Genomic DNA, 22,484 nt, shown 5'->3' with positions numbered 1-22,484 from the left:
GGCATGGATCCTAGGGTCTGCGCGCGTCGCTTCGCTCCTTGCTCCGCCCTAGGATGACGAACGCACGATAGGGTTCGGCTTCTATCCAAGGTCCGCGCCCCCCCGGCAAGCCAGTCGAGGTTCAGCCAACCGGTCATCCGTTAGCCGGCTTTTCCATAGATATCCTTATACGTCTCGCGCAAAACGTTCTTCTGCACCTTGCCCATCGTGTTGCGCGGCAGTTCCTCGGCGAAGATCACCTTTTTCGGATGCTTGTACTTTGCCAGTCGCCCGGCGATGGCGGCGGCAATATCGGCCGCGTCCACCGTCGCTCCCGGCTTGCGCACGACCACGGCCGTGACGCCCTCGCCGAAATCCGGATGGGCGATGCCGATCACCGCGCTTTCGCTGACGCCATCAAGCGCGTCGATCTCGCTCTCGATCTCTTTCGGATAGACATTGTAGCCGCCCGAGATGATCAGGTCCTTGCCGCGCCCGACGATGTGGACATAGCCGTCTGCGTCGATCAGGCCGAGATCGCCGGTGATGAAGAAGCCGTCATTACGGAACTCGGCTTTCGTCTTCTCCGGCATCCGCCAATAGCCGGCAAAGACGTTGGGGCCTTTCACCTCGATCATGCCGATCTCGCCTTGCGCGACGGGATTGCCAGTATCGGGATCGGCGATGCGCGCCGCGACGCCCGGCAAGGGAAACCCGACCGTGCCGGCGCGCCGCTCGCCGTCATAGGGGTTGGAGGTGTTCATGTTGGTTTCGGTCATGCCGTAGCGCTCGAGGATGGCGTGGCCGGTGCGCTCGCGCCATGCCTTGTGCGTCTCGGCCAGCAGCGGCGCCGAACCGGAGATGAAAAGCCGCATGCCCTTGGCCGCTTCCTTCGTCATCCCATCCTGCTGCAGCAGCCGCACATAGAAGGTCGGCACGCCCATCAGCGCCGTGGCGCCGGGCAGCAGCGAAACGATACGCGCCGGGTCGAACTTCCGCTCGAACAGCATCTTGGCGCCGGCCATCAGGATGACGTTGGTGGCGACGAACAGGCCGTGCGTGTGGAAGATCGGCAGCGCATGGATCAGCACGTCGTCGGCGCCGAAGCGCCAATACTCGACCAGCACGCGGGCGTTCGAGGCGAGGTTCTCGTGGCTGAGCATGGCGCCCTTGGAGCGTCCGGTCGTGCCCGAGGTGTAGAGGATGGCGGCGAGATCGTCCGGGCCGCGCGCCACATCGTGGAACTCCGATGGCAGCCGCGACGCCTGATCCATCAGCGAGCCCTGGCCATTGCTGTCCAGCGTGACCGTGGCCGCTCCGGTGTTTGTCGCCAACGCTTCGATCTCCGCCGCCCGCGCCGGATCGCAGACGACCAGCCGTGGCTCGGCGTCGCCGAAGAAATACTTGAGCTCGGCCAACGTGTAAGCGGTGTTGAGCGGCAAGAAGACGGCGCCGGCGCGCAGGCAGGCCAGATAGAGCAACACCGCTTCGGGGCTTTTCTCGACTTGCACCGCGACGCGGTCGCTGGGTTTCACATCGGCCTGCAGCAGCGCATGCGCCAGCCGCGCCGATCCCGCCAGCATGTCGCCGTAAGTGATCGAACGCCCGTCATCCGCTTCCATCAGCAGGCGATCGGGCGCCGGCATGCGGCTTCGGAAAGCGTCGAACAAATGATTGGTCATGATCTGGCTGCCTTCGTCATATCTGACGCAAGCGCATACCAGATTTGCAGTTGGGCGGCAGCTATTTGCGGCCGCGCCGCTTACCCGCGGCGGCCGGGGGCTCATAACCCTGGTTGAAGCGTTCGATGCACATCGCCGCCGTCAGGCGATAATGGGCAAGCAGGGCCTCGACGGCGCCGTCGGCATCGCCATCCAGCGCGCGCTCGGCAATGGTGCGATGCTCGCCGATTTCGTCGCGCCCCGATCCGGGAGCGCGCTGCGAGATCAACCGGTAACGCGAGGCCTGATCGGAAAGCTGATCGCAAAAGCCGATCATCCAGTGCGACCGGCAGGCCGCAATCAGGGCGCGATGGAAAGCTCGGTGCAGCTTCTCCCATTCCGGATTGTTGGTCGTCGGATCGTCGGGCATGCGCCGTTCCGTGCGTGCCAGGCGATGCAAGGCCAGCACCAGCTGTTCCTCCCATTCGGCAGTCCGGTGCGCGATGGATTCGCGCAAGGCGCGTTCTTCCAGCCAGCAGCGCGTTCGCGTCAGTTCTTCCAGCTCGGCCGCGCTCACCGGCATCAGGAAGAAGCCGCGCTGATCGTGACGGCCGAGCAGGCCTTCGGCGGCCAGCCGGTTCAGCGCCTCGCGCACGGGCGAAGCGCCGGCCCCATAGCGGGCGACGACCCATTCGACGCGCAGCTTGCTTTCGCTTTCCAGCGCTCCGCGCAAGAGATCCTCGCGGAGCTGATGGTATACCGAACTGGCCAATGTGCTTTTCGCACCCTTGCCCTCGCCCGGATCGCCGGTTCCGTATGTCAAACTGGCTCCTGTCCCTGCCCTTGCATCGTCCAAGCCCGTGTACGAAGCAATATCCCGTACATGTATCATACCGGCAGGCTTTTCGGCCTCAAGCAGAAGATGACGGTATTCGACTTTAAGACGAGACGACTGACGCGATCATCGAGTGAAGTAAAGTGTGGTTGGAAAAAGCTGATACTTATCGACAAGTTGGTGTGCTGAACGATTGTTCAAAAGCATGCCCGTTTGTGCCATGGCAAGAAAGTGGAACAACGCATGTTTAGTTGGCCGCCTTGTCGGCTGCCGAGCGGATCGCTTCGATATTTGCCCGGTAGGCTTCGACACTATTGCCCTTGAAGATGGCGGCGCCCGCCACCAGCACATTGGCGCCGGCCGCGGTCACCAGCGGCGCCGTTTCCGGCGAGACGCCGCCGTCGATCTCGATGCGGATCGGCCTGTCGCCGATCAGCGCCTTCACCCGCTTCACCTTGTCGACGATGGCCGGGATGAAGGCCTGGCCGCCGAAGCCCGGATTGACGGTCATGATCAGGATCAGGTCGAGCCGGTCGAGCACATATTCGATCGCCGTTTCCGGCGTCGCCGGATTGAGGGAGACGCCGGCCTTCTTGCCGAGATTCTTGATGGTCTGCAGCGAGCGGTCGAGATGCGGCCCGGCCTCGGCATGCACGGTCATGCCGTCGCAGCCGGCTTCGGCGAAGGCGGCCAGATAGGGGTCGGCCGGCGCAATCATCAGATGGCAGTCGAAGAAGGTTTTGGTGCGGTTGCGGATCGCCTTGATCACCGGCGGGCCGAAGGTGATGTTGGGCACGAAATGGCCGTCCATCACATCGAGATGGATCCAGTCCGCGCCGGCCGCCGCGACCGCCTCGACCTCGTCGCCGAGCTTCGAGAAATCCGACGCCAGCACCGATGGCGCGATCAGGGTCTTTTTGGTCATGGGTCGAACTCGCCTTTGTTGCAGACGTGAATGTCAGGACTGCCTAGAGCATTTTGCAGCCAAGCGGACAAGAAAAACCCGCCGGATCGCTCCGGCGGGTCTTCGTCTTCAGCGGCCGCGAATTACGGCTTGAAGTTCTGGATGTTGGCGCCGTTCGGGTCCTGAATGACCCGTCGCGGCTGGCGCTGCGGCACCAATTGCTGCAGCACGTTCGGGTTGAGCAGTATGCCGGGGTTTATCTCCACCCCGGGCCGCCTGCGGCAGTTCGGGAAACGGCCCGTCATGCCTTCCGGGCAGCGCTTGATCAGCACCGGCTGGCACTGCCCGTCGATGAAGCGCGAGCCCGGCGCGCATTCCTGCTGCGGTCTGCGGCAGGCGCCGTCGATGACCTCGGTGCCACGCGGGCACACGCAGTCGCCCCGCTTGTTGTGGACCTGGCCGCGGATGGTGCACTGCTCCTGGGTCGGCTTCGGCCGCTGGCAGGCCTTGCCGCGCACCACCAGGCCGTCCGGGCAGGCGCAGTTGCCATTGGCGTCGCGCACCTGGCCGCGGATCGGGCACTGTTTCGACACGACCGGCCGGCAGGCGCCGTTGCGCACCTCCATGCCGTTCGGGCAGACGCAGTCGCCGTCGGCGTTGCGGGATTGGCCCCGAATGCGGCACTGGCTCGGCGGCTCTCTGTCGGGCACGCAGGCCTTGGCCACGCGGTCGAGATGCGTGCCGTCCGGACAGGTGCAGCCAGTGCCGTTGGAGGTCGGCACCGCGCCGCGGATCGTGCATTTCGGCCCGATCACCTGGCAGACGCCGTTGACCAGTTCGCCGCGGCGGCAGACGCAATTGCCGTCCTGGTCGCGGTACTGTCCAGGACGCAGCGTGCACTGCGGCTCCTGAGGCACTTCGCCCCGCACGCATTTGCCGTTTTCCAGATCGGTGCCGCGCGGGCAGACGCAGCGTCCGTCCTCGGTCCTGATCTGGCCTTGCAGCAAGACGCAGCGCGGCGGCACCGGCAGCGGCAACAGCTTGGTGCCGCCACCCGAGCACTGGCCGTTGCGGAAGGTGGTGCCTTCCGGGCAGGCGCAGCGGCCGGCCGAGTTGAGCACCAGGCCGTTCGAGCACTGGTTCTTCACCTCATGCCTGATGGTGAAGGGATGGCACGCATAGGCCTTGCCGCGATCGCCCTGGCCAGTGGTCAGGTTGCGCGACAGCACGTCGCCGCCGCCCTCGACCGGCGTGTCCGGAGAGAGCACGCCGACGCAGTTCTGCCCATTGACCGAACCCTGCAGAGCGGCAAGACGCCCCTCCTCGGGAAGGATCACGGTGACGTGGTGGCTGTGGCTTTCGCCGGCCCCCAGCGTCAGGTTGGCGATGCAGGATAGAGGCAGCGTCGTCGGCTCCGGCGAGCAGCCGAAGGGCGGATCGATCGAGGTGATCTCGACGCCTTCCAGCCGGCCCAGCCCTTCCACGCCGATCGCATCGCCGATGCGCACCGGACCGGAGAAGGGGCTCTGGCCGTCGTTCGTGATGGTGATGTCGAACGAGCAGGGCTGGCCAGGCTGGCACTCGGCATCGCCGGTCTTCTCGACGCGCAGCGCAGGCGCGCCGCCGCCCTTCGCGCAGGCCTGGCCGAACGGGTAGACGATGTCGTCGCCCGGCGCCGGCCCATAGCTGCCGCGCGCGCAGTTCTCGAACGCGCCACGGCCGCTCACCGTCACGTCGAAATGCCTGGAGGTTCCGGGCGTCATGACGGCGCCGGGAATCTGGCAGGACAACGAGTTCGACGGCACCGGTCCGCAGCTCCATTCCGCACCATCAGGGGTGACGGTCTGGATCTGCACGGGCGCGCCGCCCGACACCATGGCCGCTGCATCGCTGACCCGCACCTGTCCGGTGGGGGCGGCGCTGCCGGCATTGGTGATGGTGATGCGGCAGGCGACCATTCCAACGCGCACCAGCTGATCGCCGCCGCACGTCTTGGCGATGCGCAGCCCGGGCTGGCCGCCATTCGGGTGGCGGATGCGCTCGGTCGCGCAGGCCTTGTTGTTGGCGAGGTCGACCTCGCCGGGAATACCCTTCACCTCGGCGCAGTTCTCCACCGTGTCCGGCCGGTAGTTGGCCGGCATCACCGCCTTGACCACGATCGGCGTCGACGCGCCCGCAGGCAGCGAGATGCCGGCATTGTCGCAGCGGAACTGTCCGGGCCCGTTCGGACCGCAGGTCCAGGGCGGGCTCGGCCCGAAGGTCGAAGAGGCCGGGGCGCCGCCGGGATAGGTGTCGATCACCGTCAGTGGCCCGTTATAGGTGTTGGTGCCGTTGTTGATGATGTCGATGACGAAGTAGCAGACGCCGTCGGACGTGCAGACCGGGATGCGGGCGCGCTTCTTCAGGATCAGGTCGACCTTCTTTTCGACCGGCGGGTTGCACTGCGGATCGCGATCGCCACGCCGGCAGATCGGGATCGAGGCGCAGCCGCGGTCGTTGAGCTGGCTGCCGAACAGCGGCTTGCCGCTGGCCTGGTAGTCATAGGCGGCGCAGTTGCGCAGCACGCTGCCCTGCCAGCCTCCGGCCGGCTTGAAGCCGAGCTTGAGGTTGACGGAGGCGCCGGGGTTGAGCGTCGTCACCGGATAGGTGCACGTCATCGGCGTCGTGCCGGGCACGCAGACCCAGGGCGGATTCGGCCCCGATGTCAGCACCGAGCCGGCAGGCAGCGTCACCTCGTCGAGCACGATCTTGCCGTTATAGGGCGCGTCGCCGACATTGGTGACGGTGATGGTGAAGTCGCAACCACCGGCCATCGTGCAACGCGGCACGTCGGCATGCTTCTCGACCTTCAGGTCCGGCTCCTTGTCCTTGGGCGGGCATCTGAGGTCACGCGGGATGACGATGTCGATCACCTGCGTGCAGCAGAGCCCCCAGCCTTCCTTCGGTCCGGCATAGGTCTCGATGCCCGTGACGATGAGGTGGATGACCTCGCCGGGCGAGGCGCCGATGATCTTCCAGTTGAGCACGCCGCCGCCGACCGGCACCTTCTGCGTGTCGGGAACGATGGTGATGCCGGGCGTCGTCGTCGACACCTGCACCCACTTGCCGCCCATCTCCGGGCCGACCGGCATGTGGTAGATGAAGGCGCCGCCGCCGGGCACGCAATCGACCGTGCCGCGCTCGACCTTGAAGCATTCCTTGCCGGGAGGTGGAGGGGGCCGGTCGCATTTGGTGACGTCGATATGGATCGTCGTCTTGGCGCCGGTCAGGAAGTCGCCGTCGTCTGGCTTGCTCGGATCCTGCGACGGGATGACGGTCCCCGGGCCGCCGCCCATCGAAACCTTGATCTGGCCCTGGTTGTCGACATTGGCCGGCGCCGGAAACGCCGCCTGGTCGATCTTGGCCAGGATGCGGAAGGTGATCGTGCGCTCGTTCGGCGCGCCCGAACCGTCGAGGTCGGAAGCGGAAATCCGGAAATCGGACACCGTCGCCGTATCGTCGGGATTGGCCGAACTGCTGATCGCGGCCGCCGGCAGCGGTCCGCCGCCGGCATCCGTGCCGTCGCCGGTCACATTGACGTTGACGATCTTCAGGCCATGGGGAAGCTGGTCCTTGAAGTCGACCCTGGCGTTCTTCAGTGCATTGGCCAAAGCCGGATTGGCGAAGGCCTGCTCATTGCCGCGCAGGCCGAAGGTCAGCGTGTAGTAGACATAGTCGCAGCTGCGCTGGCCGCCCGTCTTGGTGAAGAAGGGCACGATGCGGCCGGGTTCGGGATTGACGATGCGCGGATTGTCCAGGTCGAGCCTGGGCTCCGGGCCGCCGACTTCGGCGAGCTTGGCCGGCGCGGTGTCTTGCGCGAGCGCCGGCAATGCCGGCAGCATGGCGACCGCGATACCGGCCGCCATCAGCCAGCGCGCGCCGCGCCTGGCGTATGACAGGGGTTTCATGATCGTCTCCATGAGGGTTTCGCGCGAAGCGGAGCGGGAAGGATTGTTCATCTGTCCCTCCCTCAACGTTCGCAGCTGACGGCTGGCGTTCTGAGCGGCAGCGTCATCTTGCAGCAAGGGTAGTAACCACCCTTGTCCTGGTCGGACTTGCGATAGAAGCAAAGCCCGACATTGACGGTGTCGCCAGGATTATGGCCGGTGATGTCGACCGTGTAGGGCTTGCCCGGGACATGCGACATGGGGGTCGAAACCCCGATGCCGGGCGTCCTGGACTGCGCCTTGATCGAATCGCCGCCAAAGCCGGCATGGTCATGGAGATAGAGTTCCGCCCGAAGCCCGCGCGGGGTGCAGTAAAAATGCACGTCCTCGACATCGATGCAGGGCGGCAGGTTGCCGGGCGGTGGGAAGTCCGGCGGATAGAACGGCGGCAGATAGCCACCGGGGATTTCGTCATAATAGCCGGCGCGGCCTTCGCAGGGGCGCCAGACGCGGACGTCGCCGACATGGCCCTCAACCTCCGGGTCCTCGAAATAGCCGTCGAAATCGACGAACCAGGAGCCGAAGGGCGGAACGTTTGCCGGCTTGACCAGCGCGCTGGGCGTCATCTGCACGCCGTGCACTGCAAACGGCCCGCCGGCGGCGAGCTTCTCGGCAAGTTCCGGATTGTCACGCAATTTGTCGCCGGTGTTGACGACGGTGTCGGTGCAGACGCCAGTGTCGATATTGCCGTAGGCATCATAGCCGTACTGCAAATCGACGCCGCCGGCCGACTGCCGGTTGCCCTGCGGGAAGCCGACCGCATATTCCTGCGGCACCTCGACCCAGGTCGATTCCGTCGCCGGATCGTCCGGGTCCTCCTGCCAGTAGCGGATAAGCTCGCCTTTGCCGGAATCGGCGAAGCGGCTGTAATCGTAGCGGTTTTCGACCGGGCCGCGCTGGGCGAGATACATGAAGCCCTTGTTGTCGAAGGCGATGTCGGTGACGGCGTAGTCTTTGTCGGCCTTGACCGTCAGCTCCCAGCGCGGATCGCCGGCGAACGTGCCGTCGCGCGCGATGCCGACCGACCAGACCTCGGATTTTTCACCGACCGAATAATAGAGCCGGCCACCATGATAGGAGACGGCCCAGACGCGGCGTTCGTCCTGCGTGTAGCCCCAGGTCTCGGGGTCTTCGCTGTCGAAGGCCGCGCCCTGTATGTCCATGACGGCGCCGTCGTCGGCGACCGGTGCCAGTCCATGCGCGGGACGACCCGAAACGCCGTGGTCGAACGTATCGATCAGCTTGCCGCTGGCGTCGATGCGGTGGATCAGGCCGGTGTCGAGGTCGGAAGCGAAGAACTCGCGGTGGGTGGGATCGAAGGCGAGGTTGCCGATGCCTGGCCCGCTGTTGGTGTCGATGTCGGCGAATTTGGAAACCGCACCCGTGATGCCGTCGATCTTCCAGATCGTGCCCGGGCCGCCGCCATTCTCGGTGCCGAACTGGCCGTCCATGAAGACCGCACCTGCGGTGCCGCGGCGTTGCCGCTCCGGCCGGCCGTCATCGTCGGCGTCCGGGGTGACGATCTCGATGCCATGCAGCGAGGTCGCCGCCGCGTAGAGGTTCGGGATGCCAGACGGCACGCCGTCGCGCACGCCATCGTCATAGGTGAGGCCGAAGACCTCGCCGATCTGCCCTGCCGTCACCTCGAAGGGCGGCGGCGTGTTGACGAGCTGGCCAGAGGCCGGACCGCCGAGATTGGAAACGTCGAAAACGCGCAACGAGGCGCGCGAGGTGTCGATGAAGGTCTCGTCGACCGGGTCGACGCCCGGAGGCAGACCCTGATCGAAGTTCGGGATCACGGTGCCGGGAAAGCCGGTGACCGCCATCGAGCCGGGATAGATGATCTGGGTATCTTGCGCCCGTGCGGCGCTGCCGAGCCAGAGGCCGGCGCTCAATGCCAAGGCGAGAACTGCGCTGGTTGCCTTGGCGGCGCGGCGCAAACGGGTTGCGCGCGAAGACGCGAACGAGCAAGACATTGAACTCCCCCCGAAGTCTGAGGAAGGGACGTCCCGCCTTGCCGCGCCGATCAGGGCAAGGCGCGGCTTTCCGGCACGTTCTTCCCCGATCGATTTGTCTGCTTTCCTCTGCGTGACGATACGCCGGCTCCTGGGCAGGGTCAACGGAATGAGCGCAAAGCCCAGCGCATCGATCCTCTCCCGAAGGCGATGATCGCGCTGGGCTCCCGTCGTTCCCGGAGACCGCTCAGTCTCTGGGTTTCTGGTCATGGGGCTTTCCCTTTCCGGGCCGCATGATTGCGGCGCCTGGCCGTCAGTCGCGGGCCGGAGCGGAAAGGTTCATCGAAAGCGATGGCTGGAACTGTTCGCCGTTTCACAGAAGCGGCGAACCGTCAGATTTTTGCCTCAGGCGGGCTCGTTCTCCTGGCGAAGGATCACCACGTCCACTCGCCCCGGCCGAGCGCCAACACGGCATCGACGATGCGGCTGAAGCTGGCGCGTGCCCGCTCGACGGTGTGGCGGGCTCTGAGATAACCATGCACGAGACCCGGCTCTTCCTGCCAATATGCCCGCCCGCCGGCGGCAAGGACCCGGTCGCGATAGGCCTCGCCGTCGGAGGACAGCGGGTCGCATTCGGCGGTGATCAGCACGCTCGGCGGCAGATTGGCGAAATCGCCGTCCGCCAGCGGGTAGAGCGTTATGTCGCCGGTACGGTCGACGCCGCCGGTGCGGATATGCTTGTAGAATTCGAGATCGCGCACGGTCAGCATCGGCGCCTCGGCATGGGCGATGTAGGAGCCGCGCGAGCGATTGCCGCCGAGGCCGGGATAGATCAGCATCTGGCCGATAGGCCGCTTCGTATGGCCGCGCGTCGCATGCGCTATCGCCGCGCAGAGATTGCCGCCCGCGCTGTCGCCGCAGAGCACGATTGCGCGGTCATAGGTCTTCGCCGCCCATTCGAAGGCGTTCATGCCGTCATCGAAGGCCGCCGGATGCAGATGTTCCGGCGCCAGGCGGTAGTCGACCGACACCACCCCATAGCCGGTGCGGGCGCAAAGCTCGGCACAGACATCGTCATGGCTGTCGAGACCGCCAAGGATGAAGCCGCCGCCATGGATGTAGAGCACCATGGCGGCGTTGTTCGGCGAAGCCTTGCGATAGATGCGGATCGGGATGCTGTTCGCTGGCGTGGCGATGGCGGTTGTTTCTATCGTTACGCCCTGCGGATAGCCGGCGAAGAATTCCCGGCACATGCGGTCATAGATCGCCCGTTGCTCTTCGATCGTGTAGTCGATCGTGTCGGGCGGATAGTAGGAGTTGGTCTTCTCGATGAAGGCCCAGGTCTCGGCGTCGATCAGGGTTTTGTAGTCGGTCATGGCTTCTGGAACGGCTGGAACTATCTGCCCTTCCACACCGGATCGCGCTTTTCCGCGAACGCCCGAAACCCTTCCATATTGTCCTCCGACCCGTAGAGGACATCCACCGTCGGCAGCTGCCGGCGCGTGACCTTGTTCATCGCCTCCTGGAAGGTCAGCGCCTCGGCCACCCGCGCCGTTTCCTTGATCGAGGCGAAGACCAGCGGCGGGCCGCTGGCCAGAAGTCGCGCGATCTCCCAGACGCGGTCCTCGAGCTTGTCCTTGGGCAGCACCTCGTTGACCAGGCCCCAGCGATGCGCTTCCGCCACATCCATCCAGCGCCCGGTGAACAGAAGGTCCATGGCGATATGGTAGGGGATGCGCTTCGGCAGTTTGATGGTGGCGGCATCCGCCAGCGTGCCGGCGCGGATTTCGGGCAGCGCGAAGGACGAGTGATCCGAGGCGTAGATGAGGTCGCAGGACAGCGCCAGCTCGAAGCCGCCGCCCACCGCCATGCCGTTGACGCAGGCGATCACCGGCTTGTTCAGATCGCGCAGTTCCTGCAGGCCGGCAAAGCCTCCGACGCCATAGTCGCCGTCGACCGCATCGCCGGCGGCGGCCGCCTTGAGGTCCCAGCCGGCGCAGAAGAACTTGTCGCCCGCCGTCTTGACGATGGCGACGCGCAAGCTGGGATCGTCGCGGAACGCCTTGAAGGTCTCGCCCATCAGCCGCGAGGTCTTCAGGTCGATGGCATTGGCCTTCGGCCGGTCGAGCGTGACCTCGAGGATCGCGCCTTCGCGGCGGGTGGTGATGATTTCAGCCATTCTTCTTTTCTCCAAGCACCAGCAAGGCATCGGCGATCCACGCGCCCTTGCCTTCCGCGCAGACGATCAGCGGGTTGATGTCGAGTTCCTCGATCTCGCCGGCATTCTGCTGCACGAAACCGGCAATGCCGGCGATGGCGTCGATGGCCGCCTGCACATCGGCCTTCGGCCGGCCACGATAGCCCTCGAGCAACGGGAACAGTTTCAGGCGGCGCAGGGCCGCCTCGATGTCGTCGCGGGTCGCCGGCAGCATCAAGGTCACGCTGTCGCGCAACAGCTCGACCAGCACGCCGCCGGTGCCCAGCGTCATGACGGCGCCGAACATCGGGTCGCGGGTGAAGCCGACGATCAGTTCGGCGACGCCGTCACGTACCATGCGCTCGACATAGAGCCCGGTGCCGAGCGGCAAAAGGTCATGCGCGGCGGTGCTGACGGATTCGGCATCCCTCAGGTTCAGCCTGACAGCGCCGACTTCCGACTTGTGGGTGACGCCGAGCGCCTTCAGCGCCACCGGGAAGCCGAGCGCCATCGACGAGATCACGGCGTCGACGGCATTGGCGGCGCGTTCGCCCTTCGGCACCGGCAAGCCGGCTTTGATCAGCCGCTCCTTGGCTTCTGCCTCGTCTGGCGTCACATGGCCGCCGCCGGCCGCACCCGCGGCCCGCGTGTCGATCGGCTGCGCCTGGGGTTCAGCCCAGGCCCAGCCGATGAAGGCCGCGGCGCCGGCGGCGTCCATGGCTTCCGAGATGCCGAACAACGGCACCATGCCGCGCGCCATCAGCTCGGCCGTGTATTCCTCCGGCAGGTTTTCCGGCAGCGACGAAACGATCGCGCCATGCGCCTTGTTGGTTTTCAGCGCCGCTTCGAAGGCACGCAGCGTCGCCCACCAGTCGGTGACCGAGCAGCGATCGGGGCGCGGGAAGTCGAGCACCAGCATATTCAAATCGAAGCCGCCCGACACCATGGCGGTGAACGTCGCGGTCATCGCCGGCTCGTTGTTCCAGATGAAGGTGTGGTAGTCGAGCGGATTGGCGACCGCGACCAGCGGCCCGAGTGTCGATTTGACGTGGGCGCGATGCTTTTCGGTCAGCGACGGGAAATGCACCCAGCGCCCCTCGGCGCTGTCGGCCATCACCGAGGCTTCGCCACCCGAGCAACTCATCGACGAGAGCTTATAGCCGGCCAAGGGCCCGGTGATGTGCAAGAGCTTCAGCGCTTCGATGAAGGCGGGGATGGAATCGACACGCGCAATGCCGAGTCGCCGCAGGAAGGCTCCGGAGGCGGCGTCCGAGCCGGCCAGCGAGGCCGTGTGCGAGACGGTCGCCTGCCGCGCCTGTTCGGAGCGGCCGACCTTCATGGCGATGATCGGCTTCTTCAGCTCGCGCGCCCTGGCGGCCAATCGTTCGAAGCCGGCTACGGAGTCAAAAGCCTCGATATGCAGGCCGAGCGACGTGACGCGCTCGTCCTCGATCAGGCCGAGCGCCATTTCGGACAGCCCGGTCTGCGCCTGGTTGCCGGCGGTCATCAGGAAGGCGATCGGCAGGCCGCGCTTCTGCATCGTCATGTTGATGGCGATGTTGGAGGATTGCGTGATGATGGCGACGCCCTTGCCGCCTTCCGCAAGCCTGATGCCGCCATGCTGGTCGGGCCACAACAGCGCGCCGTCGGCATAGTTGATCAGGCCGTAACAGTTCGGCCCGATGATGGGCATCTCGCCCGCCGCGGCGACGAGTTCCGCCTGCAGCCGCTCGCCGTCTTCGTCATAGGCCTCGGTCTCGAGGAAGCCCGCCGCGAAGCAGACGGCGCCGCCGGCGCCGCGCTCGGCCAGCGCCTTGATCACCTCGATGGTGAGATGCCGGTTGACGCCGACAAAGGCGGCGTCCGGCGCGCCGGGAAGCTCGGCGACGGAGCGGTAGGCCTTGCGGCCGGCGACCTCGTCCTTTGTCGGATGCACCGGCCAGATTTCGCCGGCAAAGCCCATCTTGATCGATTGCGCCACAACGGCGGCGGCCTGCGCCCCGCCGAACACGGCGATCGATTTCGGGCGCAGGAGACGTTCGAGTTTATGCATGGCCATCTTTTCGTTTGAGCATGATCTTCCCAAAGCCGGGAGCCCGGCTTCGGGCGGTTATGCTCTAAGCACCAAACGGACGCAGCAACGCCCGCGAAATAATATGTCGCTGAATCTCCGATGTGCCTTCCCAGATGCGCTCGACGCGGGCGTCGCGCCAGATGCGCTCCAGCGGCAGGTCGTCCATCAGCCCCATGCCGCCATGGATCTGGATCGCCTCGTCGGCGACATAAGCCAGCATTTCGGTGGCCTTCAGCTTGGCCATCGCCATGTCCTGATCGGTGACGGTGCCCTGATCGTACTTCCAGCCGGCTTCGAACACCATCAGGTCGGCCGCCTTCAGTTCGGTCGCCATGTCGGCGAGCTTGAAGGAGACGCCCTGGAACTTGCCGATCTGCTGGCCGAACTGCTGGCGCTGCGCTGAATACTCTATCGCATGGCCGAGCGCGCGCTCGGCGCGGCCGAGACAGGTGGCGCCGACCTGCAGGCGCGTGGCGCCGAGCCAGGAGTTGGCGACGTCGAAGCCTTTGTGCACTTCGCCGAGCACCTGCGATGCCGGCAGCCGACAATCGTCGAACTCCAGGATCGAGTTGGTGTAGCCACGATGCGAGACGTTGCGGTAGCCGTCGCGCACCGAAAAACCCTTGGTGCCCTTGTCGACGAAGAAGGCGGTGATCTTCTTGCGTTTGCCGCGCGGGGTCTCTTCCTCGCCGGAGGCCATGAAGCAAATCGCGAAATCGGCGAGATCGGCATGGGAGATAAAATGCTTGGTGCCGTTGAGCACCCAGTCCGAGCCGTCCTGCACGGCGGTTGCCTTCATGCCGCGCAGGTCTGAGCCAGCGCCCGGCTCGGTCATCGCCAGGCAGTCCCACTTCTCGCCGCGAATGCAGGGGAAGAGATATTTCTCGCGCTGTTCCGGCGTGCCGGCGAGCAGGATGTTGGAAGGACGCGCCACGCAGGTCCAGTGCAGCGCGTAATTGGCGCGGCCGAGCTCTTTTTCGTAGAGCAGCCAGCTCACTGTATCGAGGCCGGCGCCGCCGACATCGGCGGGCATGTTGGCCGCGTAAAGCCCGGCTTCGATCGCTTTGGCCTTGAGCTCGTCGATCAATTCGCGGCGCAATTCGCCTGTGCGCTCCACCTCGCGCTCATGCGGGTAGAGCTCGTTCTCGACGAAGGCGCGTGTCGTCTCGACGATGAGTTTTTGTTCCTCGGAAAGACCGAAATCCATCGCCTCAGCCCTTCTTCTTGCTCTTTTTCGCCTTCTCGGCCTTGGCGGGCTTTTCAGCCTTTGCCGGCTTGGCGGCCTTCTTCGCCGGCTTGGCCTTATCCGCGGCCCTGGCCGGGGCCTTCTTCGCCGCCAGCTTGGCGAGCTGCTTGGTATAGTCCTTGTGCAGCGCGCCGGCGCCCCAACCCTTGCCTTTGTTCTGCTTCGACAGCGCATCCATGATCGCGACCAGATTGTCGTCGCGGATGCGCTCCAGCTCGCGGATTGAAAGGCCGTGCGCCTGCTCGTCCGACTGGGTGGCGATCAGGTCGACCAGCTCGTCGTTGAACTCCGGCACGTCCATCAGCTTGGTCCACGGCCATTTCAGACAAGGCCCGAACTGCGCCATGAAGTGGCGCATGCCGGCTTCGCCGCCAGCGACGCGATAGACCTGGAACATGCCCATCTGCGCCCAGCGCAGGCCGAAGGAATAGCGCATGATGTCGTCGAGTTCCTCGACGGTGCAGATGCCGTCCTTGACCAGCCACAGCGCCTCGCGCCAGGCCGCTTCGAGCAGGCGGTCGCCGACGAAGGCCTCGATCTCCTTGCGCACCACCACCGGCTTCATGCCGATCGAGGCATAGAGCTCCTTGGCGACCTCGATCGCCTCCGGGAAAGTCTGTTCGCCGCCGACGATCTCGACCAGCGGCAACAGATAGACCGGGTTGAACGGATGGCCGACCACCAGCCGCTCCGGATGCTTCTTCATCGCCACCTGCATGTCGGTCGGCTTGATGCCGGAGGTCGACGAACCGACGATGGCGTTGGCCGGCGCATGCGCGTCGATCTCAGCCAGCACCTTGTGCTTGAGGTCGAGCCGTTCCGGCACGCTCTCCTGGATGAAGTCGGCATCAGCGACCGCTTCGGCGATGGTCTTGGCGAAGGTCAGCTTGCCTTCCTTGGGCAGGCCGCCGGGCAGCATTTGCTTATAGGCGCGGCGCGCCCCCTTCATCACTTCGCCGACCTTGCGCGAGGCTTCCGGATCCGGATCGAAGATCGAGACGTCGATGCCGTTCAAGAGCAGCCGCGCCACCCAGCCGGCGCCGATGACACCGCCGCCGATGGCGGCCGCCTTGTTGATGATGCTCATGGGTCAGGCTCCGGTTCTTGTCTTGGCTGTTTCGGGGTCGGTAAGCGCCACGCGCTCGCCGGCGCGGATCACCGAGGGGTCGTAGGCTTTGCGGGCGAAGACTTCGAGCACGAAGGGCCGGAAGAACTCGATCGGCAAGGTCTCGTAATCAGGGTCGAAGCTCGACTGGTCCCAGCGCTCGCAGAACTGGTCGCAATCGCCGAAATAGGCATGGCCGGCAAAGCGGTCGCGCGCATGCCGGTTGCCGCCGACATGGTGCGCATAATAGAGGCGCTGGAAGTCGCCGTGCTTTTCCACCACCCAGGTGCATTGCTCGCGCACAAAGGGTTTCAGAATCGCGGCGGCATATTCGTCGTGGTTGTAGGGTGCGTAGATGTCGCCGATGTCGTGCAGCAGCGCGCAGGCGATCCAGTCCGTGTCGGCGCCGTCGCGCCAGGCGCGCGTCGCCGCCTGCAGCGAATGGCCGAGCCGGGTGATCTTGTAGCCCGACAGGCCCTCGTCAAGCTGGACGAGAGCGTCGAGCAGCCGCTCGCCGGTCCTGGCGGCGTAGTCGATCTCATGGGCGGTCAGGAATTCGTAGTCTTCCTTGTCGCCGTCCTTCATCGCGGTGAATTTGACGGTATCAGCCATGGCGCGCCAGCCCCGTCCTTACGCTGCAGCTGCGATCGGCGCCCGCTTGGTCAGGTTGAGCTTCTTGCGTACCTCTTCCGGTCCGAGGATGCGGGCGCCGAGATTGGTGACGATGCTCGCGGCGCGCTCGACCAGCTGCGCGTTGGTCGCCAGCACGCCCTTGTCGAGCCACAGATTATCTTCCAGACCGACGCGGACATTGCCGCCGGCCAGAACCGCCGCCGCGGCATAGGCCATCTGGTTGCGGCCGATCGAGAAGGCCGACCAGTTCCAGGTCGAGGGCACGTTGTTGACCATCGCCATGAAGGTGTTGAGGTCGTCCGGCGCGCCCCATGGCACGCCCATGCAGAGCTGCACCAGCGCATCCGCATTGAGCACCTTTTCCTCGACCAGCTGCTTGGCGAACCACAGATGCCCGGTGTCGAAGGCTTCGATCTCCGGCTTGACGCCCAGCGCCGTCATCATGCCGCCCATGGCGCGCAGCATGCCGGGCGTATTGGTCATGACGTAGTCGGCTTCGTTGAAGTTCATCGTGCCGCAATCCAGCGTGCAGATCTCCGGCAGGCACTGGCGCACATGCTCCATGCGGTTGGTGGCGCCGCCCATGTCGGTGCCTTTCTCGTTGAGCGGCAGCGGCGCCTCCGTCGAGCCGAACACCATGTCGCCGCCCATGCCGGCGGTGAGGTTCAGCACCACGTCGACATTCGCGTCGCGGATGCGCTCGGTCACCTCGCGGTAGAGGTGAACGTCGCGCCTGGGCTTGCCGGTCTCGGGGTCGCGCACATGGCAGTGGACGATGGCGGCGCCGGCCTTGGCGGCGTCGATCGCCGAATCGGCGATCTGCTTGGGCGAGCGCGGCACATGAGGAGAACGGTCCTGCGTGCCGCCGGACCCGGTCACGGCACAGGTAATGAAGACCTCACGGTTCATCGCGAGCGGCATCGTCTATCCTCCCAGTTCGATTGTGACGCCAGCATCGCGCGACTTGCGGGGAACTGTTTTGCGTTTTACGAAGTTCTCATGATCAAAAGCGAAAAACCGAGCATCTTTGTCTCGGAACGCTCGCCGCTCAAGGTGACGTTCCTGGTGTTTTCCGGTTCGTCGATCATGTGCGTCGCTTCCGCCGTCGACCCGCTGCGCGCCGCCAATCGCATCTCCGGCGAGACGCTGTTCGATTTCAAGCTGGTCTCGGTCACCGGCGAGGCGCCGGTCACCACTTGCGGCCTGCCTGTGGCCGTCAGCGGCCGCTTCGACGCCGCCGAGCCGACCGACATGCTGGTCGTCGTCGCCGGCTTCGGCACGCAGAATTACGCCACCTCGGCGCTGCTGGCCGGCCTGCGGCGCGCCGCCCGCGCGGCCCGCGCCTGCGGCGGCGTCGAGGCCGGCACCTGGCTGGTGGCACGCGCCGGCCTGCTCGAAGGCCGCAGCGCCACCACCCATTGGGAAGACATGGAGGATTTCTCCGCCGCTTTCCCGGGCGTCGACGTGCGGCCGGACCGCTACGTCATCGACGGCCCGGTCTTCACCTCCGGCGGCGCCTCTCCGACCTTCGACCTGATGCTGCATCTGGTCCGCACCCGGCTCGGCATGGCCGCCGCGCTCGATGTCGCCAGCGTCTTCATCTACGACCAGGCGCGCGCCGCGACTGACGCGCAGCCGCTCGTCTCGCTCGGGCGTCTCGACGGTTACGATCCACGCCTCGCCCAGGCGATCCGGCTGATGGAAGCCCATGTCGACCAGCCGCTGACCATCGATGCCGTGGCCAAGCGCGCCGGCGTGACGGCGCGCACGCTCGAAAGCATCTTCCGCAAGTCGATCGGCGAGACGCCGGGCGCCTATTATCTAAGGCTGCGCCTCAGCGCCGCCCGTCGTCTCGTCGTCGATACGCGCATCGCCATGGCCGACATTGCCGGACGTACGGGGTTCTCGTCCGCCGCGGCATTTTCCAGGGCATTTTCGAGAGCTTTCGGCGAGGCGCCGGTCAGGCTTCGCCGAGGGTAGGGTTGGGCTGCGGTCTGCCGCTCGCTTAGGCGGCGGTCTGCCGCTCGCTGGCGCTGTCCATCTGCGAACGCATCTGTCTTGCCAGACGCACTTCGAAGCGGTTGCTGACGGCGCGATCCCATTCGGTCTTCACGTCGTCCGTCGGCCGCGGCAAGGCCATCAGCCGGTCGATGATCGATCCGGTGTCGCCGGATGCGAGCAGGGCGTCGATCTCACGTTCGTGCTGCATCGGTTCGCCTCCTTCTTTTTCACCCGCCACAGGTCATCTTTATACGATGTACGTGACGGCAGTTTGAAGGCAGGAGCGAGGTGATTGAGGGGCGGCGCGGGGCAAAGTTTTGTCCGCCGGACACAGTTTGTGGCAAGGCTGTTCCCAAGGGAAACCGGGCCACACACGGCGCCGCGGTGGCGTTCAGCCACGCGCGGCGGATGTCGTTCCAACAATCAGACGTATCTGTTGACGATGTTTTCCAAGAGTTCCTGCCGGCCGGAGCGCGGCTGCGGCTCGATCTTCTTCTTCACCACGCGTTCGGCGATCTCTTCCAGCGTGCGCTTGCCGGCGAGCATCGCCTTGCCTTCGGCCGTGTTCCAGCCGGCATAGCGTTCGGCGAGCGGGCCCGACAGCGCCTTGTCCTCGATCATCTTCGCCGCCGCCTTGAGACCGCGCGCGCAGGCGTCCATGCCACCGATGTGGCCGATCAGGAGGTCGTCCGGATCGAGCGACTGGCGCCTCAGCTTGGCGTCGAAATTGGTGCCGCCGGTCTTGAAGCCGCCGCCTTGCAGGACCTGGTAATAGGCCAAGGCCATTTCCGGCACATTGTTGGGGAACTGGTCGGTGTCCCAGCCCGACTGGTAGTCGTTGCGGTTCATGTCGATCGAGCCGAACACCCCCAGCGCATTGGCTAGGGCCAGTTCGTGTTCGAAGGAATGGCCGGCAAGGATGGCGTGGCCCTGCTCGATGTTGAGTTTTACTTCCTTCTCCAGCCCGAAGCGCTTCAGGAAGCCGTAGACCGTGGCGACGTCGTAGTCGTACTGATGCTTGGTCGGCTCCTGCGGCTTGGGCTCGATCAGGATCGTGCCCTTGAAGCCGATCTTGTGCTTGTAGTCGACGACGAGGTTGAGGAAGCGGCCGGCCTGCTCCTGCTCGCGGCCAAGGTCGGTGTTGAGCAGTGTCTCATAGCCTTCGCGCCCGCCCCACAGCACGTAGTTCTCGCCCTTCAGCCGCTTGGTGACGTCGATGCAGCTCTTCACCGTCGCCGCCGCATAAGCGAAGACATCCGGGTCCGGATTGGTAGCCGCGCCCGACATGAAACGGCGGTGAGAGAACAGGTTCGCCGTGCCCCAGAGCAGCTTGACGCCGGTCTTTTTCATCTTGTCCGCGAAATAGTCGGCGATCTCGTCGAGCCGTGCGGCACTCTCGGAGAAATCCTTGCCTTCGGGGCGCACGTCCGCGTCGTGGAAGCAGAAATAGGGCGCACCCAGCAGCGAGAACATCTCGAAGGCGACGTCGGCTTTCAGTTTCGCCAGCTCCATCGTGTCGATGGCGCCCGGCTTGGCGAACCACGGGCGGTCGAAGGTCTGGCCGCCGAACGGATCGCCGCCCGGCCAGGCGAAGGAGTGCCAATAGGCGACGGCGAAGCGCAGATGGTCCTCCAGCCGCTTGCCGGCCACCACTTCGTCGGGGTTGTAGTGGCGATAGGCCAGCGGATTGGTCGAATCCGGCCCTTCATATTTGATTGTCTTGATGTCGCCGAAAAAGCCGCTGCTCATGGTTTCCTTCCTCTCCGGATGTTCGGCCCGATTACCTCAGGCGTAATTGGTTTCACTCTTTGGCGGGGCGAAAAGGGTCATGTCGAAACGATCCAACGAAGGAACATGACAATGACCGACCTCAACACCATTGCCCGCAACTACATCACCGCCTGGAACGAGAGCGACGCGACCCGCCGCAAGGCTTTGCTCGAAGCGGCCTTCACCAGCGATGTCAGCTACCGCGACCCGGTCATGCAGGGCGACGGCCATGACGGCATCGCGGCCCTTATCGATGGCGTCCAACAGCGTTTCGCCGGCTTCAGGTTTTCGCTGAAGGGTCAGCCGGATGGGTTTGGCGACAGGATCCGCTTCTCGTGGAATCTCGGGCCGGAAGGTGTCGAGTCCGTCATCGAGGGAACGGATATCGGCGTCATCGAGAACGGGCGGCTGAAGAGCATCACCGGGTTTTTGGACAAGGTGCCGGCGCAGTGAGTTTCCGCTGTTAGGTTGGGTGCGAGGCCCCCCTCTCTGGCCTGCCGGCAATCTCCCCCTCAAGGGGGGAGATTGATTGTCACGCAGGCCTTCCCCAACCATCAACGTTGCAGGAATAAGCGAGGCGCCAAAACTGCCAATCTCCCCCCACGAGGGGGAGATGCCCGGCAGGCCAGAGAGGGGGGCCTCGCGCTGACTCACGCAGTTACCGCCCGGATCGCCGGATAAAGCGCCCGATAGCGCTGATAGGCATCCGCATAAGCCCCGCCAAGCCCAGCATCCGGCTCGACAGTGGCGTCCGTCCTCGGCGCTGTGCACACCGCCAGCGGATCAGCCCCTGTCGCGGCAATCAACCCCAGCCTCGCCGCGCCAAACGCCGCGCCGAAATCGCCGTCGGCCGGAATATCGACCGGCACCTGCAGCGCGGTGGCGATCGCCTTCAGCCAGTAGCGCGAGCGCGAGCCGCCGCCGATGGCGGTTACCCTGGTCAGCGTCGTGCCGGCCTTCCTCAGCGCTTCCAGGCTGTCGCGGAACGCGAAGGCGACGCCTTCGAGCACGGCTTGCGTCAGCACGGCGCGGCTCGATTCGTGCGCCAGCCCGGTGAACGAGCCACGAATGGCGGAATCATTGTGCGGCGTGCGCTCGCCCGACAGATACGGCAGGAAAGTGACGCCCGTCGGCGCCTTCAGCGCGTCGCCCAACTCGCCGGTCAGGTCGCCGGCGCTTTTGCCGGTGATCTCGGACAGCCAGTTCAGCGAATCCGTGGCCGACAGGATGACGCCCATCTGATGCCAGGTAGCGGGCAGCGCGTGGCAGAAGGTGTGCACCGCGCTTTCGGGATTGGGCAAATAGGAGGCATTGGCCGCAAACAGCACGCCCGACGTGCCGAGCGACACGAAGGCATGGCCGGCGCCGACCGTGCCCATGCCGCAGGCCGAGGCCGCATTGTCGCCGGCGCCGCCGGCAACCGGGGTGCCCGCCGCGATGCCCCACTTGGAAGCCAGCTCGCCGCGCAAGGCGCCGGCCTTGGCCGTGCCTTCGACCAACGACGGCATGTGCTTCTCGTCGAGCGATGTCGCCGCCAGCAACTCGGAGGACCAGCGACGCTGGCCGACATCGAGCCAGGAGGTGCCGGCCGAATCCGACATTTCCGAAATATGCTCGCCGGTCAGCCAGAGCCGCAGGAAATCCTTGGGCAACAGCACCTTGGCGACCTTGGCGAAGAGGACCGGCTCGTTGTTCTTCACCCAGGCGAGCTTCGGCGCCGTGAAGCCCGGGAAGACGATGTTGCCGGTGAGCTTACGGAAGCGCGGATCGGCATCGAGCGCCGCCGCCTCGGCATGGCTGCGGGTGTCGTTCCACAGGATGCAGGGACGCAACACATTGTCAGCGGTATCGAGCAAGGTCGCGCCATGCATCTGGCCGGACAGGCCGATGCCCCTGACCGCCGCAAGTTCCTTGGGATGCGCCGCCTTCAATTCGGCGATCGCCGTCTCGCAGGCCTCGACCCAATGCGCCGGGTCCTGCTCCGACCAGCCGGGATGCGGCCGCGAGACATCGAGCGAGCCGTGGCCGGAACCGACGACCTTCTGGCCGTCGTCGATCAGCAGCGCCTTGACGCCCGAGGTGCCCAGGTCGAGGCCGAGATACATGATATCCTCCCATTGCCATTAATTTTTTCGGAT

General features: G+C 65.4%; 17 protein-coding genes. 2 read left to right on the top strand and 15 right to left on the bottom strand.

Annotation, left to right across the window (positions count from 1 at the left end; genetic code table 11):
• Positions 1-140: 140 nt before the first annotated feature.
• From FJ988_RS03340 to FJ988_RS03285, 12 genes are all read right to left on the bottom strand, one after another.
• Entirely contained in the window at positions 141-1,661 is a 1,521-nt protein-coding gene (locus FJ988_RS03340; protein ID WP_140815300.1) for a malonyl-CoA synthase, read from the bottom strand.
• A 61-nt stretch (positions 1,662-1,722) separates the two neighbouring features.
• Entirely contained in the window at positions 1,723-2,463 is a 741-nt protein-coding gene (locus FJ988_RS03335; protein ID WP_181183397.1) for a GntR family transcriptional regulator, read from the bottom strand.
• 259 nt (positions 2,464-2,722) lie between these two features.
• A complete protein-coding gene (gene rpe / locus FJ988_RS03330; protein WP_140815298.1) occupies positions 2,723-3,400 on the bottom strand; it encodes a ribulose-phosphate 3-epimerase in 678 nt (225 codons plus the stop codon).
• Positions 3,401-3,522: 122 nt separating this feature from the next.
• The gene (locus tag FJ988_RS03325; RefSeq protein WP_140815297.1) at positions 3,523-7,377 is read right to left on the bottom strand and encodes a DUF11 domain-containing protein; all 3,855 of its coding nucleotides are present in this window, start codon (positions 7,375-7,377) and stop codon (positions 3,523-3,525) included.
• An 11-nt stretch (positions 7,378-7,388) separates the two neighbouring features.
• Positions 7,389-9,341 (bottom strand): hypothetical protein, encoded by a 1,953-nt coding sequence (locus tag FJ988_RS03320; RefSeq protein WP_407067845.1) that lies wholly within the window; start codon positions 9,339-9,341, stop codon positions 7,389-7,391.
• Positions 9,342-9,754: 413 nt separating this feature from the next.
• Positions 9,755-10,696 carry an alpha/beta hydrolase gene (locus tag FJ988_RS03315; RefSeq protein ID WP_140815295.1) on the bottom strand — a complete coding sequence of 314 codons (942 nt, stop codon included), beginning with the start codon at positions 10,694-10,696 and terminating at the stop codon, positions 9,755-9,757.
• A gap of 20 nt (positions 10,697-10,716) precedes the next feature.
• Positions 10,717-11,499, bottom strand: a complete 783-nt coding sequence (locus FJ988_RS03310) for a carnitinyl-CoA dehydratase (protein ID WP_140815294.1) — start codon at positions 11,497-11,499, stop codon at positions 10,717-10,719.
• Positions 11,492-13,570, bottom strand: a complete 2,079-nt coding sequence (locus tag FJ988_RS03305; protein WP_140815293.1) for an acetate--CoA ligase family protein — start codon at positions 13,568-13,570, stop codon at positions 11,492-11,494. Before FJ988_RS03305 ends, FJ988_RS03310 begins: the two co-directional genes overlap by 8 nt.
• Before the next feature lie 64 nt (positions 13,571-13,634).
• Complete coding sequence (locus FJ988_RS03300) at positions 13,635-14,798, bottom strand: acyl-CoA dehydrogenase family protein (protein WP_140815292.1); 1,164 nt, start codon at positions 14,796-14,798, stop codon at positions 13,635-13,637.
• 4 nt (positions 14,799-14,802) lie between these two features.
• Positions 14,803-15,924 (bottom strand): carnitine 3-dehydrogenase, encoded by a 1,122-nt coding sequence (locus tag FJ988_RS03295; RefSeq protein WP_140815291.1) that lies wholly within the window; start codon positions 15,922-15,924, stop codon positions 14,803-14,805.
• A 3-nt stretch (positions 15,925-15,927) separates the two neighbouring features.
• Entirely contained in the window at positions 15,928-16,554 is a 627-nt protein-coding gene (locus tag FJ988_RS03290; protein ID WP_140815290.1) for an HD domain-containing protein, read from the bottom strand.
• A gap of 18 nt (positions 16,555-16,572) precedes the next feature.
• Positions 16,573-17,496, bottom strand: coding sequence for a 3-keto-5-aminohexanoate cleavage protein (locus tag FJ988_RS03285; RefSeq protein ID WP_140815289.1), 924 nt, complete (start codon positions 17,494-17,496; stop codon positions 16,573-16,575).
• Positions 17,497-17,574: 78 nt separating this feature from the next.
• Here FJ988_RS03285 and FJ988_RS03280 point away from each other — a divergent pair, with 78 nt between their 5' ends.
• The gene (locus tag FJ988_RS03280; RefSeq protein ID WP_140815288.1) at positions 17,575-18,555 is read left to right on the top strand and encodes a GlxA family transcriptional regulator; all 981 of its coding nucleotides are present in this window, start codon (positions 17,575-17,577) and stop codon (positions 18,553-18,555) included.
• A gap of 25 nt (positions 18,556-18,580) precedes the next feature.
• On the opposite strand, the gene FJ988_RS03275 is transcribed toward FJ988_RS03280, so the two are convergent.
• Positions 18,581-18,784, bottom strand: coding sequence for a hypothetical protein (locus tag FJ988_RS03275; protein WP_140815287.1), 204 nt, complete (start codon positions 18,782-18,784; stop codon positions 18,581-18,583).
• 215 nt (positions 18,785-18,999) lie between these two features.
• Complete coding sequence (gene xylA / locus FJ988_RS03270; protein WP_140815286.1) at positions 19,000-20,325, bottom strand: xylose isomerase; 1,326 nt, start codon at positions 20,323-20,325, stop codon at positions 19,000-19,002.
• Positions 20,326-20,436: 111 nt separating this feature from the next.
• Between xylA and FJ988_RS03265 the strand changes: the two genes are divergently transcribed.
• Positions 20,437-20,799 carry a nuclear transport factor 2 family protein gene (locus FJ988_RS03265; protein ID WP_140815285.1) on the top strand — a complete coding sequence of 121 codons (363 nt, stop codon included), beginning with the start codon at positions 20,437-20,439 and terminating at the stop codon, positions 20,797-20,799.
• Positions 20,800-20,996: 197 nt separating this feature from the next.
• Here FJ988_RS03265 and xylB read toward each other — a convergent pair whose 3' ends face one another.
• Positions 20,997-22,451, bottom strand: coding sequence for a xylulokinase (gene xylB / locus FJ988_RS03255; RefSeq protein ID WP_140815284.1), 1,455 nt, complete (start codon positions 22,449-22,451; stop codon positions 20,997-20,999).
• Between the last annotated feature and the right edge of the window lie 33 nt (positions 22,452-22,484).

Origin of the sequence: Mesorhizobium sp. CU3, from assembly GCF_006442965.1 — a bacterium.
Taxonomy (GTDB): domain Bacteria; phylum Pseudomonadota; class Alphaproteobacteria; order Rhizobiales; family Rhizobiaceae; genus Mesorhizobium.
Note: the sequence above shows the minus strand (reverse complement) of the source record. Positions and strands in the feature narration are given on the sequence as shown.

What these genes read in the sequence shown, in the direction of transcription:
- FJ988_RS03340 (WP_140815300.1), bottom strand. Translation starts at nt 1,661, where the DNA reads ATGACCAATCATTTGTTCGACGCTTTCCGAAGCCGCATGCCGGCGCCC.
- rpe (WP_140815298.1), bottom strand. Translation starts at nt 3,400, where the DNA reads ATGACCAAAAAGACCCTGATCGCGCCATCGGTGCTGGCGTCGGATTTC.
- FJ988_RS03325 (WP_140815297.1), bottom strand. Translation starts at nt 7,377, where the DNA reads ATGAACAATCCTTCCCGCTCCGCTTCGCGCGAAACCCTCATGGAGACG.
- FJ988_RS03320 (WP_407067845.1), bottom strand. Translation starts at nt 9,341, where the DNA reads ATGTCTTGCTCGTTCGCGTCTTCGCGCGCAACCCGTTTGCGCCGCGCC.
- FJ988_RS03315 (WP_140815295.1), bottom strand. Translation starts at nt 10,696, where the DNA reads ATGACCGACTACAAAACCCTGATCGACGCCGAGACCTGGGCCTTCATC.
- FJ988_RS03310 (WP_140815294.1), bottom strand. Translation starts at nt 11,499, where the DNA reads ATGGCTGAAATCATCACCACCCGCCGCGAAGGCGCGATCCTCGAGGTC.
- FJ988_RS03305 (WP_140815293.1), bottom strand. Translation starts at nt 13,570, where the DNA reads ATGCATAAACTCGAACGTCTCCTGCGCCCGAAATCGATCGCCGTGTTC.
- FJ988_RS03300 (WP_140815292.1), bottom strand. Translation starts at nt 14,798, where the DNA reads ATGGATTTCGGTCTTTCCGAGGAACAAAAACTCATCGTCGAGACGACA.
- FJ988_RS03295 (WP_140815291.1), bottom strand. Translation starts at nt 15,924, where the DNA reads ATGAGCATCATCAACAAGGCGGCCGCCATCGGCGGCGGTGTCATCGGC.
- FJ988_RS03290 (WP_140815290.1), bottom strand. Translation starts at nt 16,554, where the DNA reads ATGGCTGATACCGTCAAATTCACCGCGATGAAGGACGGCGACAAGGAA.
- FJ988_RS03285 (WP_140815289.1), bottom strand. Translation starts at nt 17,496, where the DNA reads ATGCCGCTCGCGATGAACCGTGAGGTCTTCATTACCTGTGCCGTGACC.
- FJ988_RS03280 (WP_140815288.1), top strand. Translation starts at nt 17,575, where the DNA reads ATGATCAAAAGCGAAAAACCGAGCATCTTTGTCTCGGAACGCTCGCCG.
- FJ988_RS03275 (WP_140815287.1), bottom strand. Translation starts at nt 18,784, where the DNA reads ATGCAGCACGAACGTGAGATCGACGCCCTGCTCGCATCCGGCGACACC.
- xylA (WP_140815286.1), bottom strand. Translation starts at nt 20,325, where the DNA reads ATGAGCAGCGGCTTTTTCGGCGACATCAAGACAATCAAATATGAAGGG.
- FJ988_RS03265 (WP_140815285.1), top strand. Translation starts at nt 20,437, where the DNA reads ATGACCGACCTCAACACCATTGCCCGCAACTACATCACCGCCTGGAAC.
- xylB (WP_140815284.1), bottom strand. Translation starts at nt 22,451, where the DNA reads ATGTATCTCGGCCTCGACCTGGGCACCTCGGGCGTCAAGGCGCTGCTG.